The sequence below is a fragment of the Acinetobacter sp. 2JN-4 genome (genome assembly GCF_003687745.1).
Taxonomy (GTDB): Bacteria; Pseudomonadota; Gammaproteobacteria; order Pseudomonadales; family Moraxellaceae; genus Acinetobacter; species Acinetobacter halotolerans.
This window is the reverse complement of sequence record NZ_RDNY01000003.1, coordinates 138,775-159,964: the sequence shown is the minus strand read 5'-3', so window position 1 is coordinate 159,964 and position 21,190 is coordinate 138,775. Positions and strand designations below refer to the sequence as shown.

Annotated in this window: 18 protein-coding genes; 12 read left to right on the top strand and 6 right to left on the bottom strand. The window is 38.7% G+C overall.

Annotation, left to right across the window (positions count from 1 at the left end):
* Window positions 1-28: 28 nt before the first annotated feature.
* From EAH57_RS05965 to EAH57_RS05950, 4 genes are read right to left on the bottom strand one after another with little or no spacing between them, the layout of a single operon-like run.
* Complete coding sequence (locus tag EAH57_RS05965; RefSeq protein WP_121929250.1) at window positions 29-1,057, bottom strand: alpha/beta hydrolase; 1,029 nt, start codon at window positions 1,055-1,057, stop codon at window positions 29-31.
* A complete protein-coding gene (locus EAH57_RS05960) occupies window positions 1,057-2,184 on the bottom strand; it encodes a YdcF family protein (protein ID WP_121929249.1) in 1,128 nt (375 codons plus the stop codon). The genes EAH57_RS05965 and EAH57_RS05960 overlap by 1 nt, the downstream gene beginning before the upstream one ends.
* A gap of 8 nt (window positions 2,185-2,192) precedes the next feature.
* Window positions 2,193-3,227, bottom strand: coding sequence for a UDP-N-acetylmuramate dehydrogenase (murB, locus tag EAH57_RS05955; protein ID WP_121929248.1), 1,035 nt, complete (start codon window positions 3,225-3,227; stop codon window positions 2,193-2,195).
* Between the two features lie 16 nt (window positions 3,228-3,243).
* Window positions 3,244-3,756, bottom strand: a complete 513-nt coding sequence (locus EAH57_RS05950; RefSeq protein ID WP_121929247.1) for a low molecular weight protein-tyrosine-phosphatase — start codon at window positions 3,754-3,756, stop codon at window positions 3,244-3,246.
* Between the two features lie 200 nt (window positions 3,757-3,956).
* Here EAH57_RS05950 and EAH57_RS05945 point away from each other — a divergent pair, with 200 nt between their 5' ends.
* Entirely contained in the window at window positions 3,957-5,117 is a 1,161-nt protein-coding gene (locus tag EAH57_RS05945) for an iron-containing alcohol dehydrogenase (RefSeq protein ID WP_121929246.1), read from the top strand.
* Window positions 5,114-5,554 (top strand): acyl-CoA thioesterase, encoded by a 441-nt coding sequence (locus EAH57_RS05940; RefSeq protein WP_121929245.1) that lies wholly within the window; start codon window positions 5,114-5,116, stop codon window positions 5,552-5,554. The genes EAH57_RS05945 and EAH57_RS05940 overlap by 4 nt, the downstream gene beginning before the upstream one ends.
* Window positions 5,555-5,801: 247 nt before the next feature.
* Here the strand turns inward: EAH57_RS05940 and dnaX are convergent, their stop codons facing one another.
* Window positions 5,802-7,805: a DNA polymerase III subunit gamma/tau gene (gene dnaX / locus EAH57_RS05935; protein ID WP_121929244.1), complete on the bottom strand. Its 2,004-nt coding sequence runs from the start codon at window positions 7,803-7,805 to the stop codon at window positions 5,802-5,804.
* A gap of 194 nt (window positions 7,806-7,999) precedes the next feature.
* Between dnaX and EAH57_RS05930 the strand changes: the two genes are divergently transcribed.
* The 10 genes from EAH57_RS05930 (at window position 8,000) to EAH57_RS05885 (ending at window position 18,590) form a co-directional block, all read left to right on the top strand.
* Complete coding sequence (locus EAH57_RS05930; RefSeq protein WP_121929243.1) at window positions 8,000-9,163, top strand: cupin domain-containing protein; 1,164 nt, start codon at window positions 8,000-8,002, stop codon at window positions 9,161-9,163.
* 230 nt (window positions 9,164-9,393) lie between these two features.
* Window positions 9,394-10,446: a linear amide C-N hydrolase gene (locus EAH57_RS05925; RefSeq protein ID WP_121929242.1), complete on the top strand. Its 1,053-nt coding sequence runs from the start codon at window positions 9,394-9,396 to the stop codon at window positions 10,444-10,446.
* A gap of 38 nt (window positions 10,447-10,484) precedes the next feature.
* Window positions 10,485-11,000, top strand: coding sequence for a hypothetical protein (locus EAH57_RS05920; RefSeq protein ID WP_121929241.1), 516 nt, complete (start codon window positions 10,485-10,487; stop codon window positions 10,998-11,000).
* A gap of 390 nt (window positions 11,001-11,390) precedes the next feature.
* Window positions 11,391-11,957 carry a TetR/AcrR family transcriptional regulator gene (locus tag EAH57_RS05915; RefSeq protein ID WP_121929240.1) on the top strand — a complete coding sequence of 189 codons (567 nt, stop codon included), beginning with the start codon at window positions 11,391-11,393 and terminating at the stop codon, window positions 11,955-11,957.
* Window positions 11,958-12,493: 536 nt separating this feature from the next.
* Window positions 12,494-12,814, top strand: coding sequence for an ArsR/SmtB family transcription factor (locus EAH57_RS05910; protein ID WP_004670843.1), 321 nt, complete (start codon window positions 12,494-12,496; stop codon window positions 12,812-12,814).
* Between the two features lie 73 nt (window positions 12,815-12,887).
* Entirely contained in the window at window positions 12,888-14,600 is a 1,713-nt protein-coding gene (locus tag EAH57_RS05905; protein ID WP_121929428.1) for a SulP family inorganic anion transporter, read from the top strand.
* Window positions 14,601-14,785: 185 nt separating this feature from the next.
* Window positions 14,786-15,988 (top strand): serine/threonine transporter SstT, encoded by a 1,203-nt coding sequence (gene sstT, locus EAH57_RS05900; RefSeq protein ID WP_121929239.1) that lies wholly within the window; start codon window positions 14,786-14,788, stop codon window positions 15,986-15,988.
* 6 nt (window positions 15,989-15,994) lie between these two features.
* The gene (locus EAH57_RS05895; protein ID WP_004670837.1) at window positions 15,995-16,675 is read left to right on the top strand and encodes a YoaK family protein; all 681 of its coding nucleotides are present in this window, start codon (window positions 15,995-15,997) and stop codon (window positions 16,673-16,675) included.
* A 3-nt stretch (window positions 16,676-16,678) separates the two neighbouring features.
* Window positions 16,679-17,218, top strand: coding sequence for a DUF2058 domain-containing protein (locus tag EAH57_RS05890; protein WP_005196718.1), 540 nt, complete (start codon window positions 16,679-16,681; stop codon window positions 17,216-17,218).
* Window positions 17,219-17,333: 115 nt separating this feature from the next.
* On the top strand, window positions 17,334-18,590 hold the full coding sequence (locus tag EAH57_RS05885) for a mechanosensitive ion channel family protein (RefSeq protein WP_121929238.1): 1,257 nt from the start codon (window positions 17,334-17,336) through the stop codon (window positions 18,588-18,590).
* Between the two features lie 616 nt (window positions 18,591-19,206).
* Here the strand turns inward: EAH57_RS05885 and EAH57_RS05875 are convergent.
* Window positions 19,207-21,063, bottom strand: coding sequence for a phage capsid protein (locus EAH57_RS05875; protein ID WP_121929236.1), 1,857 nt, complete (start codon window positions 21,061-21,063; stop codon window positions 19,207-19,209).
* Window positions 21,064-21,190: the final 127 nt, after the last annotated feature.

Genomic DNA, 21,190 nt, shown 5'->3' with positions numbered 1-21,190 from the left:
TAAAAACTAAGCTAAATAGCAATCACCACTAGTAATAGTGGTGATTTGGTTTGGCATGTAAGAATGCAGGAATGAGCCCTGTCAGTGCAGCACGAATATCGGCACGCTCATTAATCAATTGATGCGAGCCTTCTTCTAGCATTAATAAAGTCTGCAATCTAAACTTACGTCTAATATATTCAATGTTATAACGCCAATCCACAGTTTGATCGAGCGCTCCTTGTGCTAACCAAACAGGGATACGACAAGCTGGTCGCTGTTCCATTTCCAACATCCATTTCGACATTGCGAGTATCCAATCCATCCCCATCATACGAGGCTGTAACGGATCTTTAAGCCGAATAAAACGGAGGAACTCAGGGTTATGATTATTGCGGCGGAAATGTCGTGGCACTTGGCTTTTAATGCGCCGAATAATGCCTAATCCCACTGAGTTATGCCACCACGCTGTTTTCGCAGGTCGAATCAAAGGGGACAATAACAATACCCGATTGACGATCGGATCTTCTCTACGCTGTGCAAATTCCAATAAATGATGCATCCAAATCGCACCACCGGTACTTTGCCCTATTCCCAACCATGGTTTGGGCAATTGCTTTGCATCACGAACCGCATCATAAACCGCATGTAATACCTGTTGATAGTGGTCAAAGTTTTGAATACTTGCCGCTGAACCATCGCTTAATCCATGCCCGGGCAAGTCGTAAGTAATGACACTAAACCCTTGCTCCAATATCTCTTTAATAATCGGCTGATAAATTCCACTATGTTCTAAATACCCATGTAGCAAGCAAACGCTACCTTGTATTTCGGATTGCTTCGGTTGAAAAACTTGTACATGGACACGAAACAATGGCATTTCTACATAACCTTGCCATTGATCACACTCCAGTGTGTCCAATCCATACAATTTTTGATAAGCAAGTAATGCTTTCGGTGCTTCAAAGGGCTTATCGAGATCCAAAGCTTCAAGGATTTGAGGCGTAGTTTCCCGATTGGGAATAGGTAAATCAAGCTGTTTTAAAATTGTCGGATTTAAAAATGGAATATTGGACATTATGGTATCTCCCGACAATCACTTGAACCAACTAACACATCACGAATCGTGGCGAGCATTTCATAATTGGCACGGCGACTATGATCATAGTTTTTCTCACTTGGACGCCAGCGCGTTAAGCTGGTTGGCATCGGTGCAACAACAGGAACAGTCTCAATACCATTCAATGCAAATAAACGTCGGGTACGAGGCATATGATATTCATCAGTAATCAAGATGACTTTAGGTGCTCCCCCTTTCTTTTGAAGCAAAAGTGAACTAAAGCGAGAGTTTTCACAGGTATTCATGCTTCTATTTTCAAGTAATTTCGCTTCGATACCACGCTCTTCTAGCCATGCTTGCATATACGGCGCTTCCACACCACTAAGTACGATAGGTAAATCATATTGCTTCTCAATTTGCAATGTTCGCTCTAAGCGTAACCGCGTGTAATTATTTACCACGATATCTTTGCCATTTGCTCCGAGCGTTAAACCACCGCCCAATACCACAATCGCATAAGGCTCAGTGCTGTTTTTAGCCTCAACAGTCCCGTCTTTATTTTTTTCAAGTTCGAGCAAATCTTCTTTATTTGGTCCCTCTTGCTCCTCAACGATCGGCAACTCAATCGGATATGTTTCTAAAAAAACGACATACTTTTCCATTAACACCAGATTATCAGGTGTATTGAATTGTAAAAAATCAATAGGAGTACTCGCAGCAGCGACACGCTCTTGCTCTTGTTCCATTTGATCATTGCTTAACGGAATAATTGGCTTTTTTTCCTGTTCGTTTTCTTTTTCTTGTTGCTCAACAATAAGCTGTTGTAATAACTTATATCGTGCTTGAATCAGTTTTAAATCTTCAGAACTTTCTGGTTGAAAGCGCTTTTCGATTAATTTGAGATATGCTTGTCGAGCGATCCACAAGTTGGAACCTGGCTCTAAATTTTCATGTTCACTCAAAGCAGCGGATTTTTGACTTTGAGCCGCAACTTCATTGACATCCACTGAAACAAAGTGATTTAACCCCTTGACCATCAGTTGAGAGTAAAATGGTGAATATAAAAAAAGTACAAAACAGCCCAATAGCACGAATAGTATTGTGATTACGCGTACTAAACTGACCATCCAATGTACTTTAGCCATATATCTCCTCATTCACTGTGGGCTTGGATTAAACCTTGTTCACTATATAACACAGGTTCAGGTTCCAATTGAATACTAAACTTTTGTTTTACATCACTTTGTACGGCATTATAGGTGTTTTTAACATCAGCTAAAGTCGCTTCTGCATAATTCACCAACACCAATGCCTGTTTATGAAACATACCAACTGATCCAAGCTGCTTACCTTTCCAACCACTTTGATCAATCAACCAACCTGCTGCCACTTTAACATTGCTATTTGCTTGTGGATAATGAGGAATGTTTGGAAATTGTTGAGCAATTTTGTCAAATTCATTTTGTGTAAGAATTGGATTTTTAAAAAAACTTCCCACATTTGGAAATGCTTTCGGATCAGGCAATTTACTCTGACGAATATGAATCACTTGATTTTGTAGATTCTCTGCCGTTAGTTCATCGCCAACTGCTTGCTTAAGATCGCCATAATTTAACTTTAAATCTGCATATTTCAACAATTTAAAAGTTACGCTGACAATGATGTAACGACTGGGTTGATCTTTGAAAATGCTATGACGATAAGCAAAATGACAATCTTCAGCTAAAATTGAATCGAACTGCTTCAATTCTCGATCATAGACTTGAACAGATTCAATAAACTCACCGACCTCAACACCATAAGCACCAATATTTTGTACAGGTGAAGCGCCCACTAAACCAGGAATCAAAGCTAAATTTTGTAAACCAAACCAGCGTTGCTGTGTGCTATATAAAACAAAATCATGCCACACCTGACCTGCGCCAACCTTCACAGTCACTGTATTTTCATCTTCAGCAAGCAGGTCAATGCCTTGAATATTGAGGTGCACCACCAACGCTTGAAGTTGCTGCGGCAACAATAAATTACTGCCACCCGATAAAACCAAAACATTTAAACCTTGTTGTTCAGCAAATACCAAAGCTTCAATGACATCATGCGGCTGATGAATTTGAACATAGTGTGAAGCGATCGCATTCAGGTTTAAGGTATTTAAATGTTTAAGCTGAACTTGCTGTTGTACATACATGTTGAGTGAGATCCTATTACCCTGCTTTGATTTGCTGTTTAAAAATATTCACCCATGCTTGGCTACTCGACTCACATTGATCAAGCACTCGGTCAAAACCATCAGCCCTACCGTAATAAGGGTCAGGAACAGCTTGTTGGGTAAATAACGGATCGTGTTCACTCATCAATGCTATTTTTGCACGGATTTGATCAGCCCCAAATTGTCGAACGGCTTTAGCCATGAGTGATTGAATATCTTCAAAGTTTTCATGATCCATTGCTAAAATAAGATCAAACTCAATGAAGTCTTCTAATCGCAATTGTCTTGCTCTTTGTGTGGACAGATCATAGCCGCGCTGTATGGCATGTTGCTGACTACGAGCATCTGGCGCTTTATTGGGGTGATAATTACTTGTTCCAGCTGAATCGACCAACACCGCTAAACCATGCGCATCACAATAATGTCTGAGAATCGCTTCAGCTGTGGGTGAGCGACAAATATTTCCTAAACAGACACATAACACCTTATATGGCATCTGGGACGGCATAATCACCTCAACGCTACACATTTTAACAGCGTCTTATGGTAATTTATTTAAGCAATGAAACCTATAGTCACTTTATATAAAAATGTTGTATTTATTAGGGTTTATTAACATTTCACCTATGATCGTGAGAGAGAATATTTTAGCTTAGCGCGCAATTGATTTATAAAGTGAAAATAAAGTTCAAGTATAAGGATGTATCTATGAATCTATTTCAATTTCAAACTGTTCCGAACATTATTGCGGGACTAGGTTCGATACAAGAACTTAAACATGTTTTAACACAACATAATTATCACAAAGCGCTTTTAGTGACAGATGCGGGTATGATCCAACATCAACTACATCAGCCTATCATACAAATATTCAATCAAATCTCTCTCGACTATATCATTTACTCTGATATCCAAGCCGATCCACCAGAACATATCGTATTAGAAGCAGTTGATTTTGCTAAACAAGAAATGATTGATGTGATTATCGGTTTTGGTGGTGGCAGTTCAATGGATGTCGCTAAAATCATTTCTTTACTCGCACACCCAAAGCAACAACAGCACCTCAGTGAAATCTATGGTGTAAATCAGGCCAAAGCCCCTCGCTTGCCGCTTATTTTAGTTCCAACGACTGCTGGAACAGGCTCTGAAGTCACGCCGATTTCAATCGTCACGACAGGTGCGACAACCAAAATGGGTGTTGTATCTCCCATTTTATATGCTGATGTTGCCATTTTAGATGCCACATTTACAGAAGGGCTGCCTGCGCACATCACAGCAGCAACGGGTATCGATGCGATGGTACATGCGATTGAAGCCTATACCTCAAATATCAAAAAAAACTTTTATGCCGATATATTGGCGAAGAATGCACTTCAATTACTCAATCAAAATTTAGCCAAAGTACTCAAAAATGGCGCTGACTTAGATGCTCGTCAAAATATGCTGATCGGCTCCATGTTGGCAGGTCAAGCTTTTGCGAATGCACCTGTCGGTGCTGTGCATGCTCTTGCTTATCCTCTGGGAGGACATTTCCATCTTTCACATGGACATACCAATGCTTTGGTACTTGTTGAAGTATTGAAGTTTAATGTGCCAAAAGCTAAACATTATTACGCCGAGCTAATGCAGCTACTCGACGCACGTAGTACAGGCTGTACGGATGGATTATGCGATCTTTTTATTGATCACATGCAAAATCATTTAGATCAAAGTGGTCTAACCCTTAAATTAAAAGACTTAGATATTGCAGAAGCAAAATTGCCACAACTGGCGAAGGATGCCATGCTTCAAACGCGATTATTGCAAAATAATCCAAGAGCAATGACCGAACAAGATGCTTTACAGATTTATCAGGCGATTTATGCATGAGCAAACCGATTTTAAAAAACCGTGAGCAATTCAAATTCTTTTTGGATATACAAACTCGCTGGGCAGACAACGATATTTATGGCCATGTCAATAATGTGACCTACTATAGTTATTTTGATACCGCAGCCAACTCATTGCTCATTCAAAAAACAGGTTTTGATATTCATCACAGCGACGTGATCGGTCTGGTGGTGGATTCAGCTTGTAGTTTTTTACAAGAACTCTCGTTTCCAGAAATCATTGAAGTGGGGGTAGCAATTGGAAAAATTGGCAATTCATCGTTACGTTATGAACTGGCGATTTTTAAGCAAGGCCAACAGCAAGCCGCCGCACAGGGACATTTTGTTCATGTCTTTGTAGATCGTATAAATCGAAAAAGCACGAAAATTCCCAAACAAATGCGAGATGTCCTTACCGCATATCTACTAACAGACTAAAGCGTTGCTTTAAGTTTAGTTCCGCCACTCGAGCCTTGCGCTCGGACAAAGCTAAGTTTAATTCCGCCACTCGAGCCTTGCGCTCGGACAAAGCTAAGTTTAATTCCGCCACTCGAGCCTTGCGCTCGGACAAAGCTAAGTTTAATTCCGCCACTCGAGCCTTGCGCTCGGACAAAGCTAAGTTTAATTCCGCCACTCGAGCCTTGCTCTCGTCTTGCGCTCGGACAAAGCGTTGCTTTGTCCTCGCTCAGGACTTCAATTGAATATTGTGTAGTTCTGCATCAAAAGTCTCGATCAAGCTTTTGATGGTTGGTTCTTGTTGCAATAATTCCACTGCTCGATTAAAGGCTTTTTCTTTACGCTTGTTTTGTATCGCCAAAGGTGTATTAGAGTGCACTTCACCATACTGCACATTGAACTGGGTATTTGGCCATTGCGAGTTGAGTGCATCCTCTAAACCATGTTGTAACTGCGATAGCATTCCTTCGTATTCTTGAGGGATATGAAAAGTTGATACACCATTTATCTCACCTTGCATGACTCCATGCTGGGCTAACTCCTGAACGGCTGGAGAAAGCTGACTGGTTCTAAACCAATACTCCCACTTCTCCAAATTCCACTCACCCTCTAGCATCTGTTCATGAAGTTTTAGAATGTCTTGTGGCATCAAATCCGTTGCTTCAACAGCAGCTTGTTGAATATCTGTCGAAATCTCAGCCGGTTGTGCCGTTATTTGCTCGACCGCAACAACTTCATCGAATAACTCAGGCTCGACATGTAAACGATTCTGTTCAATATCTTGATGTACAGTTTGATCAGTCTGCGCTTTTGGCTCTACAGGGAAAACGAGAACTTCATCAGATGCAGCTACATCCAACTGACAAACCTGTTGATCTGAGACACTGTCTAATCCGATAAGCTGCCCATCCGCTGCATCAAAAACCATGACCTCACGATTTTCCTGCACGATTGGTTCAGGTTCAGGTTCAGGTTCAGGTTCAGGTTCAACGCTAACCATTTCTTGCTGAACGGCAAGCGACTCTTCAACTACAGTACCTTGTGACAACTGCTGAGTATCTGATGAGATTGTTTCAGCCGAAACCACATCTTTTTGGGATAGCTCAACATGATGTGGGTTTGTCTCAACAACCGTGATCTCACCCACAGATAAAGGTCTAAATGCGAGCAAACGTAAAACACACATTTCAAAGCCTTGCTCTTGCGTTACCGCCAGTTGCAGTTCAGCACGCCCTTTACATGCGATTTGATAATAAAGTTGCAAATCTTGAGCTGAAACCAATTTTGAGAGTTGCAGAATTTTTTGATTGATTTCTTCGCTATATTTCAATGCAAGATCTGGCAAATACTGTAACAAAGCCAATTCATGCAATGTTGAAACCAACTGATCTAGGACCAAAGACACATCTAAAGCTTGCTGTCTAAATTGTAAAAGCAGTTGGCTGACTCGGGCTTGTTGGTTTTGATGAATCGCTAAAATCAAATCATAAATAATCGTACGGTCAATCAATCCAAGCATGTCTTTAACATCTTGGTGGTGAACAGCACCCTGACCATACGCAATCGCTTGATCTGTTAAGGAAAGCGCATCACGCACTGAGCCTTGTGCAGATTCAGCAATTTGCCAAATAGCATCTTGATCAGCATCAATATGCTCTTTATTTAAAATTTCAGTGAGATGCGTGGTTATTTCATCGACAGCCAGAGGACGCAAGGTGAACTGCAAACAACGAGAAATTACAGTAATCGGTAATTTCTGAGGATCAGTTGTCGCAAATAAAAACTTTACATGTTCAGGTGGTTCTTCCAATGTCTTTAACAACGCATTAAATGAATGCGTTGAAAGCATATGAACCTCATCGATCAGATAAACCTTAAACCGTCCTTGAGTGGGAGCATAAGGAACATTATCAAGAAGTTCTCGCGTGTCCTCAACCTTGGTGCGTGATGCAGCATCAATTTCGATTAAATCAATAAAACGACCTTCGTTAACAGCTTTACACGTTGCGCAAACTTCGCATGGCGTTGAGGTTACCCCAGTCTCACAATTTAAACACTTGGCTAAAATACGGGCAATCGTCGTCTTCCCGACTCCACGCGTCCCTGTAAACAAGTAAGCATGGTGCAAACGTCCACGTTCTAATGCGCTCGTTAAAGCACGAGAAACATGGTTTTGCCCCACTAACTCATTGAAATTACGTGGACGGTATTTTCTTGCCAGTACTTGATACATGTATGCTCCCTTTTTGCATCCTAAGCATACTGTTTTTTTGAAAGGACTGTAAACGAATCTGCTTCTAATTGATCAAGATTAAATACATTCCCGCATTATTTATTTCCAGACCGATTACATCGCCGCAACACTTGCGCCAATATTCAACTCCATAGACAATACGCAACAAATTTATATATTTTGGCTTGCTCCCTATGTCTCAAGAATCTTTAACGGTTTTAGGCGGTATCACCGCAGAACTATTTCTAACAGAATATTGGCAAAAAAAACCTTTGCTGGTGCGTAACGCAATGCCTGAAATTATAGGCTTATTAGAACCAGACGATGTGAAAGAACTTGCTTTGGAAGAAGATGTCACTGCTCGCCTAATTCGTCAAAAGAATAAAAATCCAAATGAATGGCATGTAAAGTCTTCTCCGCTCACCAAAGGTGATTTTCAAAAATTACCGAATCTATGGACATTATTGGTTCAAGCGGTTGATCACTATTCATTTGATATCGCTGAACTCTGGAAAAAATTTCCTTTTATTCCCCAATGGCGTCGGGATGACATCATGGTGTCTTATGCACCACAAGGTGGTTCAGTCGGTAAGCATTTCGATTTTTATGATGTCTTCTTGGTGCAAGGCCATGGTCATCGCCGCTGGCAACTCGGTCAAATGTGTGATGAATCTACAGCTTTTGTTCCTGACCAGCCTTTAAAATTATTAGCTGAAATGGATATTCATTTTGATGAAGTGCTTGCTCCAGGTGATTTATTATATGTACCACCTGGTCTTTCGCATTATGGGGTCGCAGAAGATGATTGTTTAACCTTCTCTTTCGGCTTCCGTATGCCAAACCTATCAGAGATGATTGATCAAGTCAGCGATAAGTTTGCTGAAAATGAAATACTCAAAAAACCATTACTGGATATTCCCCGCCAACAGGTAGCACAAGTGGGTGAAGTAAACAGTACCGAGTTTTCATATTTAAAAACTCAACTACTCGACTATCTCACTCAAGCACCTGAGTTCGATACAGCGATCATGTCTTATATGAGTGAATCGAACTATCCAAACAATATTCCAGAGCCAGAGGAAATTGAAGCCAATGATTTAACTGAAATCATTGGAACAGGATTCCAGTTGATCCTTGAACCAGCATCGAGACTACTTTATAGACAACAAGGTGAATCTCTCGACTTTTGGGCAAATGGTGAAAACGTCTGTGTATCAATGGCTTTTGAACAGCACCTAAAGCAAATCGCTGACGGGCAAAGCTTAATATTCGATGAGCAATTCAATGTACCTGAAATGTTAGAAGATATCGCTCAACTGCTAAATAATGCGATTGTGATGTTATTACCACCGAACTAATCCTTTTTACTGATACTTCCAAGTTAATTAATGCTGATATGTGAAAATATATTAAATTAATCTTTTCTCTACAGTTGTTTAATTATACTTGGAAATATCAAAGTGATTATTTTTATAACAATTACATTTTAATGATTGAATACCAATAAAAAATTTATAAAATATTTATTAATAATTTAAAAATATATCTTTCTTCTAAATAAATTTTTGACTTAAAACGGAGCCAAAACATGTTTAAAAAAACATTATTCTGTTCATTTATCGCTTCTTCTATATTCTTACAAACTGTTCAAGCTTGCACGAGAGCTGTGTATTTGGGCAATGACAATCATGTCATCACCGCTCGCTCTATGGACTGGAAAGTCGATGTCGGTAGCAATCTATGGATCATGCCCAGTGGCGCAGATCGAGATAGTAATGCAGGTCCAAAATCATTAAAATGGAAATCAAAATATGGCAGCGTAATCGCTTCAGGTTATGATGTTTCCACCACAGATGGAATGAACGAAGTTGGTCTTGTCGCGAATGTGCTTTGGTTAGTTGAGTCTCAATATCCAGACTCAAAAAAATCAAATAAACCCCATTTAAGTATTTCAGCATGGGCACAGTACGTACTTGATAATTATGCAACTGTTGCTGAAGCTGTTAGTGCCTTAGAAAAAGAACCTTTTATCATCATTACCGATAATGTACCCGGTGAACAACGCTTAGCAACACTGCACTTATCTCTTTCTGATAAAACTGGTGATAGTGCAATCATTGAATACATCAATGGCAAACAGGTCATTCACCACAATAAAAAATATCAAGTTATGACGAATTCTCCAACCTTTGATCAACAACTTGCACTTAACACTTACTGGCAGCAAATTGGTGGCACCGTGATGCTACCGGGCACCAATAGAGCCGCAGATCGCTTTGCGCGCGCCTCTTTTTACATCAATGCCATTCCTAAAAACAATAATCCGAAAGAAGCGATCGCCTCAGTATTTAGCGTTATTCGCAATGCATCCGTACCATTTGGTTTAAATACAGCCGAAGAACCCAATATCTCATCAACACGTTGGAGAACAGTTGCGGATCACAAACAACAACTTTATTTCTTTGAATCAGCTGTATCACCGAATGTTTTTTGGATTGATTTAAAGAAAATCAATTTTAAAGATGGTGTTACACGTAAACTTGATCTCGGAAAAGACCAGCAAAATACCTTTGCCGGTGATGCGACCAATCAATTCAAAATAGCGAAACCATTTGAATTTCTTGGTTCAGCATCACATTAATAAACGTCTAGGCTTAGAATCAACTAGAGAACTTAAATATGAAAAAAACACTGTGTTTACTTAGTATTGCTGTAATGACAAGTGGTTGTACAAGTTTGCAGAATTCGCCAACAACAACGGCGACTCTTGACCATTTGGCTACAGCAGGTTCATTAATTTGTAAGAGCAATGAAATTTGCCCGAATGTGATCGTCGAATGGGATAAACAACAAAAAGAGCAGCTAAAAGTTGATGTTGCCTTGACAAGTACTTATCAATATTACGATATAATAGGTATGACTTTCTTGGTGGATGGAAAGTCATTTAAATACCGTCCTACTGAGAAAACTCAACAGAAATATATAAGTAAACTTATTCCTAAGCACTCAACCAATACCTTTGTTCTCCCAAGCTCCTTTCTTTATGAATTAAGAGGCGCGAAAAACGTTGATCTATCCATTGAAACCGATCAAGGAATGATTCAACGTTCAGTATATACACCAACTCAATCATCTACACTTTCCAAAAACTTCGCTCAACTCATTGCAAGCTTGCCGAAACAGCAACCCCAATAAGGCTCAGACAAAGATGATTGGTCAGTTATTATCTAGTGATAACTGGTCATTTCAGCAATTAAGCCTTAGTTACGTTAATGATTATCATTTTTAATAAAATTTTATTTCTTCGCTATAATACTAAACAACAGAATCATTCAAATCGTACTCATTTCAGCACAATTTTATATCTATTAATAACCACACTTTTTATAACGAGTTCTATTAGCATTATTAAATTCGTACTGCACGTTTTAACTGATCACATGAGTGACTCATTTAAAAATCAATTAAATAAATAGTGTTATTTACCCCTATGATAATTTTTGAATAGCATGTAAAATATCCGCCAAAATTGCATAATGAAATGCAAAAAAATGCTCTTGATGGGGAGCGAACCCGAGGCGTTATATGTCAAAAAAAGAAGATATTATTAGCACAGCATTAAGACTATTTAACTCGCATAGCTACAACTCGGTTGGGGTCGATCGAATTATCAGCGAGTCAAACGTTGCAAAAATGACTTTCTATAAATATTTTCCATCCAAGGAAAAGCTGATTCAAGAATGTCTCATCCAGCGCAACCAAAATCTCCAAGCTTCGCTAAACATCGCCTTAAGCAAAGGCGATCCAACCGACCATATGGGGCAGCTCAAAACGATTTTTGAATGGTATGCCGCATGGTTCAATACCGAAGATTTTAATGGATGCATGTTTCAAAAAGCGCTTGAGGAAGTAATCAAGATCTACCCTTCAACCTTAGAACCTGCAACTCAATATAAAATTTGGTTAACTGCCTTAATTCAAGGTTTACTTGAAAATATAGGAATTCAAACACCAATCCACCTCGCAACGCTCATTGTCAGTATTTTAGATGGTATGACGATTCAAGCGCATGTGAATAAAAACTCTGTTGAAATGAACGAGTATTGGAAGCGAGTTGAACACTTGATTAACTTTGAACAAACACTTGCATAAATAATCTTATCCCTTTACTAGTAAAGGGATAACTATATAAAGCAATGAAATAATTGAATAAAAAATAAAGCGTGATTTATAATTTTTTTTCTGGCTCACGCTTGCGTCTAAATTTAGTTAATAATAACTATTATTACCCTCTGGCGGTCGTGTTTTCACAGTTCCGATCCTTTTTATGCAGACAGATTCTTCTGTCCTAAGTCCAATTGTATACACTTTTATTTGAAGTACAATCAATTTTTAACTTTTTTTAATATTCATTAGTTATATTAATCACTTAATTTTATTGTGTAGTAAATTTAAAAAATCTTACTCCATAGACATGATTTTTTGGTTCTATTTTAGCTCAAATCCACCAAGTGTTAATCAGTCGACATTTATTTAAAAAAAAGCTAAATTATTAACATAATTGCTTATACTTATAACTTTTACTTATATACATTGTCATTAAAAACCATTGTGATTATTCAGTTTTACAACAATTCTTTCTATTACCCATCTTATACTTGGGTCGGTTTTCTGGTGACGAGTGAAGTATGCAAAAAAATCTTGAAATTGAAGCGATGAGAGCATCTGCGGGTAACGTTGTTAATGTACTCAAATCTCTAGCAAATACTGATCGGTTGATTATTTTGTGCCATTTAACTCAAAAAGAACTAAACGTCACACAAATTGCAGAACTCACAAACATTGTTCAACCCACCCTTTCACAACAATTGATGATGCTACGCAAAAGCAATGTTGTTTCTACACGCCGTGACGGCAAACAAATTTTTTATTCAATTCTTGATCCAAAGCTAAATATTATCTTGAATACCTTGTATGAGCATTACTGCCCTAAACCAGAACAATCATAGAAAAAACAAGCACTCGTTTCTTTAGCATTTTTTCTGCATAATATATACGAATTTATGCTTTAAAATGTTAGACATGAAAAAGTTAAATCAAGGCCTCTCTATACTATTCCCTGCGCGGAAATGGTTACGCAACTATCAGCTTCCCAGTTTCAGGTCTGATTTAACTGCCGCTTTAATTGTTTTGGCGATGCTTGTTCCCCAAGGCATGGCCTATGCCATGTTGGCGGGATTACCACCAGTCATGGGAATATACGCCAGTATATTGCCGATGATCATCTATGCATTTACTGGCAGTAGCTCCACACTGTCGATTGGTCCTGTTGCCATTATTTCCATGATGGTTTTCGCAGCGTTAAACCCACTCTTTGCAGTTGGTTCAGCAGCCTATATAGAAGCTGCATGTCTTTTGGCGGTCTTAGTGGGTGTGATATCACTCATTTTAGGTCTATTTCGTTTTGGTTTTTTGATTCAACTGATTAGCCATCCCGTTATTCAAAGCTTCATCATTGCATCTGCATTATTGATCGCACTGGGGCAATTCAAGTTTTTACTCGATATCCCCCTGCAAGCAAATAATATCCCTGAGTTCTTTGTCAGTCTATCTCAACACTTCGATAAGATAAGTCTTACAAATCTCGGTTTTGGAATTACAGCGATTGGCATACTTATTTTATTGCCCAAGTTTATTCAATCCCATTTTATAAATAAAATTATTCCCCTACTGCTTCTTCTCTTATCAATCGTGTTTATTTCTGCCTTAGGAGGAGATCATTATGGTATTCAAACTGTCGGTGCGATTCCTGCTGCTTTACCTAGTTTTCATTTTCCAACATGGAGCTTGACTTTGGTTCAACAGCTACTCCCTAGTGCTTTTATGATTGCAATGATTAGTTTTATTGAGTCCTTGGCAATAGCCCAAGCAACTGCTTTGCAAAAGCGTGATGATTTAAACAGCAATCAAGAGTTGATCGCATTAGGTTTGGCAAATATTGCAGCAGGTATAAACTCAGGGTTTGCTGTTTCAGGCAGTTTATCTCGAACAGTTGTAAATGCGGATGCAGGTGCAAAAACGCCGATCTCTGGTGTGCTTTCTTCATTATTAATGATCCTCGTAAGCTTATATTTTACAGGTCTATTTGAAAATCTACCTTTAGCCGTTCTAGCTGCGACCATTTTTGTTTCAATATGGAAACTTGTAACACTGACTCCTTTTATTGATACATGGCGATATTCAAAATCGGATGGTCTTGCGATGTGGGCAACGTTCTTGGGTGTGACTTGTATTGATATTTCGACTGGGCTTATTATTGGTATTGTTTTAACTTTTATCTTATTACTCTGGCGAATTAGCCGTCCACATATTGCAGTGATTGGTTTAATCGAAGGCACTCAGCACTTTAGAAATGTGTCACGGTATGATGTCATTACGACACCAAACGTTGTGGCATTTCGTGTTGATGAGAATCTTAGCTTTTTAAATGCACATATTTTGAAAGGTCATGTGATTACTGAGCTTAGCCAAAATCCACAGATACAACATGTCGTCATCAATTGCTCAAGTATTAGTAATATTGACCTCAGTGCGCTTGAAATGTTGAAAGATCTAAATCAAGAATTATCACGATTACAGATCCAACTGCACCTCTCAGAAGTAAAAGGGCCAGTAATCGATAAGCTGTCTAAATCCGAGCTGGTAAAGGAGTTGAGTGGTCGAATATTTCTATCACACTACCAAGCAATACAAGCGCTTTCCACTCAACCTCAAGCCGATACAAAAACTTTATAGCTGTTTTTTCGCTCAAAAGGATATCGTATATTTCTATAAAATACTTTTAAAAAACATTACGTTATTTTTTACAGTATTTTTAAAGTAATGCGGTAGTAAAAAAAATTTTAATATTCACAGCGCTTAGGTATAGAATACGGCGCTTGTTTAACCTTAAATCGTGCATAGGTTTATAAGGCCTTCATATGTTTAATGTATTGTCTCGCTTAAGTTTAGTTAGCAAAATTATTATCGCTATTTTTTTAGGGATTGGCGTGGCATTGCTATTCCCTACTTTCACACCTTATCTAAGTTTATTAGGTGAGTTATTTATTAAGGCCTTGAAATCTGTTGCACCAATTTTAGTTTTTGTACTCGTACTTTCTTCAATTGCAAACTTTCAAGTAGGTCAGAATTCTAATTTAAGACCTGTCATGACCTTGTATGTACTCGGCATGCTGTTCGCTGCATTTAGTGCTGTCATTGCAAGCATCATGTTCCCTAGTCAGCTTTTTTTGAACATCGCAGCCCAGTCTGAATTACAAGCACCTGGTAATCTTGCTGAGATCTTAAAGAACTTACTGCTTAGCTTTATTGCCAACCCTGTACAAGCAATCAGTGATGCCAATTTTATTGGTATCTTGGCTTGGGCAATCGGTTTAGGTTTAGCACTGCGCCACAGTTCTGAATCAACAAAACAAGTATTAACCGATGTTTCCAATGCTGTGAATAAAATCATTCATATCGTGATTAGTTTTGCGCCAGTCGGTATTTTTGGCTTAGTTGCAGTGACCTTTGCTGAAGCTGGTTTTGCAACGTTGACAAGCTATGCACATTTATTGATGGTATTGATCGGCACAATGATTTTTGTTGCGCTGGTGATCAATCCAATTCTTGTTGCTGTGACAATGCGCGCCAATCCCTATCCGCTCGTGTTTATATGTTTGAAAGAAAGTGGGATTACTGCCTTCTTTACTCGTAGTTCAGCTGCAAATATTCCTGTGAACTTAGACCTCGCACGACGTTTAGGTGTTAATGAAGCAACTGCAGGTGTTTCGATTCCACTTGGTGCTACAATAAACATGGCGGGTGCTGCCGTTACCGTGACGGTATTAACACTCGCTGCTGTAAATACGCTCGGTATTCAAGTCGATCTCAGCACAATGATTATTTTGTCTGTTGTTGCAGCAATATCTGCTTGTGGTGCATCTGGCGTAGCAGGTGGTTCATTATTGCTTATCCCCGTTGCTTGTAGCTTGTTTGGTATATCAACCGAAGTTGCTATGCAGGTTGTCGCAATTGGTATGATCATTAGTGTATTACAAGATTCAACCGAGACAGCACTCAACTCATCAACAGATGTTCTATTCACTGCTGCTGTAGATTTCAGAGACCGTCTAGACTCATAGGTTTATATGCCACTTCAACGTTTACCAAATTGGATTCAACTGGGTGCTTTTTTATTGGCATTGAATGCAGGGATGGTGAACGTTTTAGGTTTATTCACTCTCCTGCACCAATCCGTTTCTCATATGACCGGTAATGTCAGTTTACTGGCGATGAATGTACTCGATTGGCAACCAGATCATCTGATTTACCTTGGCTTAGTGGTAATATGCTTTGTAGTTGGCTCATTTTATAGTGGCCTAATTCTTGGAAATGGCAATCTTGCCCTAGGGCGACATTATGGATTTCCACTGAGTTTGGTCGCCATTTTTCTGTTTTTAACGTGGTTGCTCATCCCCTATTTTCCTCGCTATGGCTTACTCTGGGCCTGCGTAGCGATGGGTGTACAAAATGCAATGGTCAGCCACTATAAAGGCGCGATTATTCGTACCACGCATTTATCTGGTGTATTAACCGATATTGGCCTAGCACTCGGCTACAAAGCACGTGGGCTAACAGTCGAAAGACGGCGTATTTTGCTACATTTACTCATCTTTACTGGATTTTTAGCAGGCGGACTCATTGCGAGTGTGCTGTATCCATATTTAAACTTACAAACCTTTCTTATCCCGACGGCTTTAAGCTTAGCGATGAGTATGGCATATTGGATTTATTATTTTCGTTCTTCATCAAACTTAAATTTGGATTGAATCATGGTTAAAAATGCATTGCAGGCTCAGTTATTAAAAGCGGGTTTGGTCGACAATAAAAAAGCGAAAAAATTAACCAAACAAGTGCAACATGAGCAACGTACAGGGCAAAACGATGATGCAACATTTAAAGCTGAGATTGATCGTGCCAAACAAGAAAAAATAGCTAAAGACCAAGCGCTCAATTCAGAGAAACAACGGATTTTGGAAGAAAAAGCCCTTAAAGCTTCAATTATCCAAATGATCAAACAACACAAAGTACAGCAAACTGATGGCGATATTGCTTATCAATTTATTGATGATAATAAAATTAAGAAAATCTACCTTGCTCAACAGGTCTATAACGCACTGGTTTCTGGCTCGCTGGTCATTGCAAAAGATCAAGACAGTTATGCTTGTCTTCCTAAAGAATTAGCCGAGAAGATTGATCAAAAAATGCAAGGATTCATCTTAGTCAACAACAATACTGAAAATAATAGTCAGACTACAGATGAAGAAGATCCATACGCAGCCTATGTCATTCCTGATGATTTGATGTGGTAAATCATTTAACTCTGTAAAAACGCCTTACAGATCGTATATAAACTGTGATTAAAAATAACTAAAGCCCTATTACAGCTTACAATTCTCTATTAAAGAATTTTAAGGTGTTTGGGTTTTGGATTATTTAAATTTTATACGCGATATTAAAGCTGAATTAAGCCATTTTCCTTGGCTTGAAATGCTGCTTGCCCTGATCGTTCTAATTTTATTCGCAGCACTGGCAAATTTCATTGCGAAAAGAATTATTGTTCGTGGTATACGCCATTTAATCACCAAGTTTAAATCTCCAAATCAAGCGATCTTCTCACAGCATAGTGTGACTCGTCGTTTTGCCAATATCGTCCCTGCAATTGTGATTATGAATGGGATCTCCTCAGTCCCACATCTTCCAGAGAAAGTGATCAGCCTTGTGCAAATGGGTGCTCAGGCCTTTATTTTCCTCACCATCGCACTCTCGATCAGTGAAGCACTCAATATCTTCAACCTCGTCTATCAGCGTAATCCCAAATCAAGAAATAAACCCATTAAAGGTTATTTGCAACTGGTTAAGTTGGTCTTGTTTGTGGTTTGTGGGCTATTAATTTTAGGTACTTTCCTTAAAAGAGATGTCTTCACTTTACTTGCTGGCTTCGGGGCAATGGCAGCGGTGTTAATGCTCGTATTCCAAAACACAATTCTTTCTTTGGTGGCCAGTGTACAAATTACCTCTTATGATATGGTTCGTATAGGCGACTGGATTGAAATGCCATCCTTAAACGCAGACGGTGATGTCATTGATATGTCATTACATACCGTGACTGTTCAGAACTTCGATAAAACCTTTACCACTATACCCACCAACAAACTTGTAACGGATACCTTTCGGAATTGGCGTGGAATGAGCAACGCAGGTTGCCGTCGAATGAAACGTTCACTTTTCCTTGATCAAAGTAGTGTTCATTTTATGAGTGATGAAGAACAACAAAAACTCAAGGATTTTTTGTTGTTAGATCAATATCTTGATGCAAAGAAATCGGAAATTGAGGAGTTCAATACGCATTTAAGTAATCAGTCCCGATATAACCAACGACGTTTAACCAACTTGGGAACGTTTAGGGCTTATATTGAGTTTTACTTACGTCAGCACCACGGAATTGCACAGAATCAGACAATTTTGGTTCGTCAACTGCAACCAACGAGTGAAGGCTTGCCTTTGGAAATTTATGCATTTACCAATACGATTGCATGGGCATCTTACGAGGCAATTCAATCTGATATTTTCGACCATCTGATTGCTATTATCCCTGAGTTTGGTTTAAGAATTTACCAAGCACCATCAGGACATGACTTCCAGAGCTTTATTCAAGAAGTAAATCCTGAAAAGATCAATTAGATAAAACCACAATGACCTGAAGTTCTCACTCGATCCAAATGAATGGACAGGCGCAGAACTTCAAGCCATTGAGGTATAGATAAAAAATTTCATAGCGACAGCTAGCTAGGTATATTTATTCTTAAACCCTTTCTCTAGTCATCTATTTTATAAACGTTCAAATTTTATAAAATTATTTGTTCCACTTCAGTAAATTCAAATTAAATTCCGATGCCAACAAATACGCTGCCATCATCAAACCTAGTGAAATAGTAATTAAAACAATATCAATAGATGGAGCACCACGAATAAGAAAAAACATACTAGCGATGAACAACAAACAAACACTTAAATTTCCGACTTTTTTTAACATTTAACATCCATATATTCGTGAAGCAAATCACGATTATTGCCGTTTTATAAACATAGTTCTAGTATTATTATCGCTTTATTGTGACCGCTCATCATCTCTCTTTACTGAAATTGAGCCCTACCACCCTATCATCATTTTATATTTCAAATAGATAGCCCTGTTTAAGCTAAAAATCAGTGGCAAAATGCACACTATTAAATTTTTACTATGTGTTTGGTCAATGATGATTAAAAGCCTCTATCTAAAGGCTTTTAATCATCTTACTTATAAATAGATCTCAGGAGGATATGGAGTGTCATTAGCAATTGGAGAATAAAACACTTCTCCAACAAAGAAACCGTTTGGCGCTTGCGTAATATCAATCGTGATTGAATCCGACATCACTTGCGGATATGCCCAAATAAACTGCTTCATCAGTCCTAATGGATGATTATTCTGCATATCCCCAAAAATTCGCTGCCAGATAGGTGCTCTATAAGGCTTGGTGTGATCAAAGCCGTAGAGATGTGCAATTGAAGAATCTGGGACAAATCCAGCTAAGTAAGCAACCCTATCTTCGGGATAGTTCAAATCTTGTGTTGGGATCTCCGCTACCGCTTGATGAGCCAAATCCAGTTTTGCTTCCAAAATCCAATCATAAGCTTCCGTCATTATGTAATCAAAATTCGGATATGAATAATGCTCACGAGGATAGTTAATGTCCGTCACAAGAGTTTCTATTGGTGTTCGAATCGTGGGAAAGAAAATTAATGGACAGACTTGAGCACTAGAATATTTTGCTTTGATCACAGCACGAATGTTTTGACATGTCTGCCCCAATTTATTTCTTAACCACACTTTAAACTCATCATACGGTGTACCTGTTTTATGCACAGCGTCATAGATTGTGCCTAAATCGGGTGCGTATAATCCAGTATCAGCATTAAAAGCGAGTTTGGTGGGGAAATCATAAATACAAGGTAGGTCTGTGCCTTGGTTATACCACCACCAAGGCTCACCAATTTGCATATTTACCTCACACCCACCTACTGCCATCGTATCTGCAAACTCGATAAACACTTTATGTAAATACGCTAGTGCATTTTGATCACATGGACTAAAAAAATAACTCGGGGGTTCATAACCTGTACGACCTAGATTGCTATTCCAGTCTCGCTGTGCCCAAAACTCATTTGCACCTAATGAGTACATTTCAAAACTCACACCAAATACTGGCTGCATATCTGCATGATGAAGCGCTTGTGCAAAATGCTCATGCCATATACGTGTGCATGGATTTACCACATCTTCAAGTGTCATAAGCGTATCTGGAATTTGCCACTTATTCAGATCACTTTTCCAAATTAACTCTGGATATTTGGACATACCACAATAATGATTCATAAAGCCGTGATAGCCCAAAGCTTTCATATTATCAACCAGCCGCTGAGGGTTTAGATCATAGTGGTCATCATAACTGGTACAAATGCCATAATGATGCGGTGGTACAGATACTCGATTTAAAGTCAGCTTTGCATTTGGCCCTGTGGTGATAGAGTTGAATATGCGGATATAACCATCTTCAGCTTGAGCGAGTGGAAGTGTTGAATGTCCATTATATGTGGTTGTATAAGCCGAAAAGGAAATCCGCTGAATATTGGTGACAGGGAAATAGTCTGTGGCTGAGAAACCTGCTCTTACTGTGTCCCAATTGATCTGAATATGTGCTGATCGAGCCGTGGGTTGGTTGGCATAATTAAACAAGACAATATAAGCCACCTTATCTTCACCATGATCACGATAATGAACCGTCAAAGTAGGTGTAAGTGTTTCATGATTAAGGGTTGGCATTGAAGCGGATAATTCAATATCAAAATCCCAAATCACCCCTGAGTAATCGTACTTTGTTTCATATGCTAGAAATTTATGATCTTTAGCATCATGAGAATCCCAGACAATACCTGCTAAATCAGTCGTGGTGCGAGATCGAAATGATGCTTCAAAGCCATTTTGATAATTTGTGATCGCAAAAGACATCGTTTGTGGGCCATCAATCCGCCAGTATTTAGGATGAAAACGATCAATCAATGAAGTTTCAATAATCAGATTACAATCTTGTAGGTATTCAAATTGTTTTTTCATATCATATTTCTCAAGTGTTATATTTCATTAGTTTTTCATATTAGATAATAATGAATTTCAATCAACTTTAGGCTCTTTAGAATGCGCACAAGTTCACTTTTCACGTTTATAACTTAAATTTTCTGCT

Coding starts and splice junctions, on each gene's coding strand:
- EAH57_RS05965 (WP_121929250.1), bottom strand. CDS start 1,057: ATGTCCAATATTCCATTTTTAAATCCGACAATTTTAAAACAGCTTGAT.
- EAH57_RS05960 (WP_121929249.1), bottom strand. CDS start 2,184: ATGGCTAAAGTACATTGGATGGTCAGTTTAGTACGCGTAATCACAATA.
- murB (WP_121929248.1), bottom strand. CDS start 3,227: ATGTATGTACAACAGCAAGTTCAGCTTAAACATTTAAATACCTTAAAC.
- EAH57_RS05950 (WP_121929247.1), bottom strand. CDS start 3,756: ATGCCGTCCCAGATGCCATATAAGGTGTTATGTGTCTGTTTAGGAAAT.
- EAH57_RS05945 (WP_121929246.1), top strand. CDS start 3,957: ATGAATCTATTTCAATTTCAAACTGTTCCGAACATTATTGCGGGACTA.
- EAH57_RS05940 (WP_121929245.1), top strand. CDS start 5,114: ATGAGCAAACCGATTTTAAAAAACCGTGAGCAATTCAAATTCTTTTTG.
- dnaX (WP_121929244.1), bottom strand. CDS start 7,805: ATGTATCAAGTACTGGCAAGAAAATACCGTCCACGTAATTTCAATGAG.
- EAH57_RS05930 (WP_121929243.1), top strand. CDS start 8,000: ATGTCTCAAGAATCTTTAACGGTTTTAGGCGGTATCACCGCAGAACTA.
- EAH57_RS05925 (WP_121929242.1), top strand. CDS start 9,394: ATGTTTAAAAAAACATTATTCTGTTCATTTATCGCTTCTTCTATATTC.
- EAH57_RS05920 (WP_121929241.1), top strand. CDS start 10,485: ATGAAAAAAACACTGTGTTTACTTAGTATTGCTGTAATGACAAGTGGT.
- EAH57_RS05915 (WP_121929240.1), top strand. CDS start 11,391: ATGTCAAAAAAAGAAGATATTATTAGCACAGCATTAAGACTATTTAAC.
- EAH57_RS05910 (WP_004670843.1), top strand. CDS start 12,494: ATGCAAAAAAATCTTGAAATTGAAGCGATGAGAGCATCTGCGGGTAAC.
- EAH57_RS05905 (WP_121929428.1), top strand. CDS start 12,888: ATGAAAAAGTTAAATCAAGGCCTCTCTATACTATTCCCTGCGCGGAAA.
- sstT (WP_121929239.1), top strand. CDS start 14,786: ATGTTTAATGTATTGTCTCGCTTAAGTTTAGTTAGCAAAATTATTATC.
- EAH57_RS05895 (WP_004670837.1), top strand. CDS start 15,995: ATGCCACTTCAACGTTTACCAAATTGGATTCAACTGGGTGCTTTTTTA.
- EAH57_RS05890 (WP_005196718.1), top strand. CDS start 16,679: ATGGTTAAAAATGCATTGCAGGCTCAGTTATTAAAAGCGGGTTTGGTC.
- EAH57_RS05875 (WP_121929236.1), bottom strand. CDS start 21,063: ATGAAAAAACAATTTGAATACCTACAAGATTGTAATCTGATTATTGAA.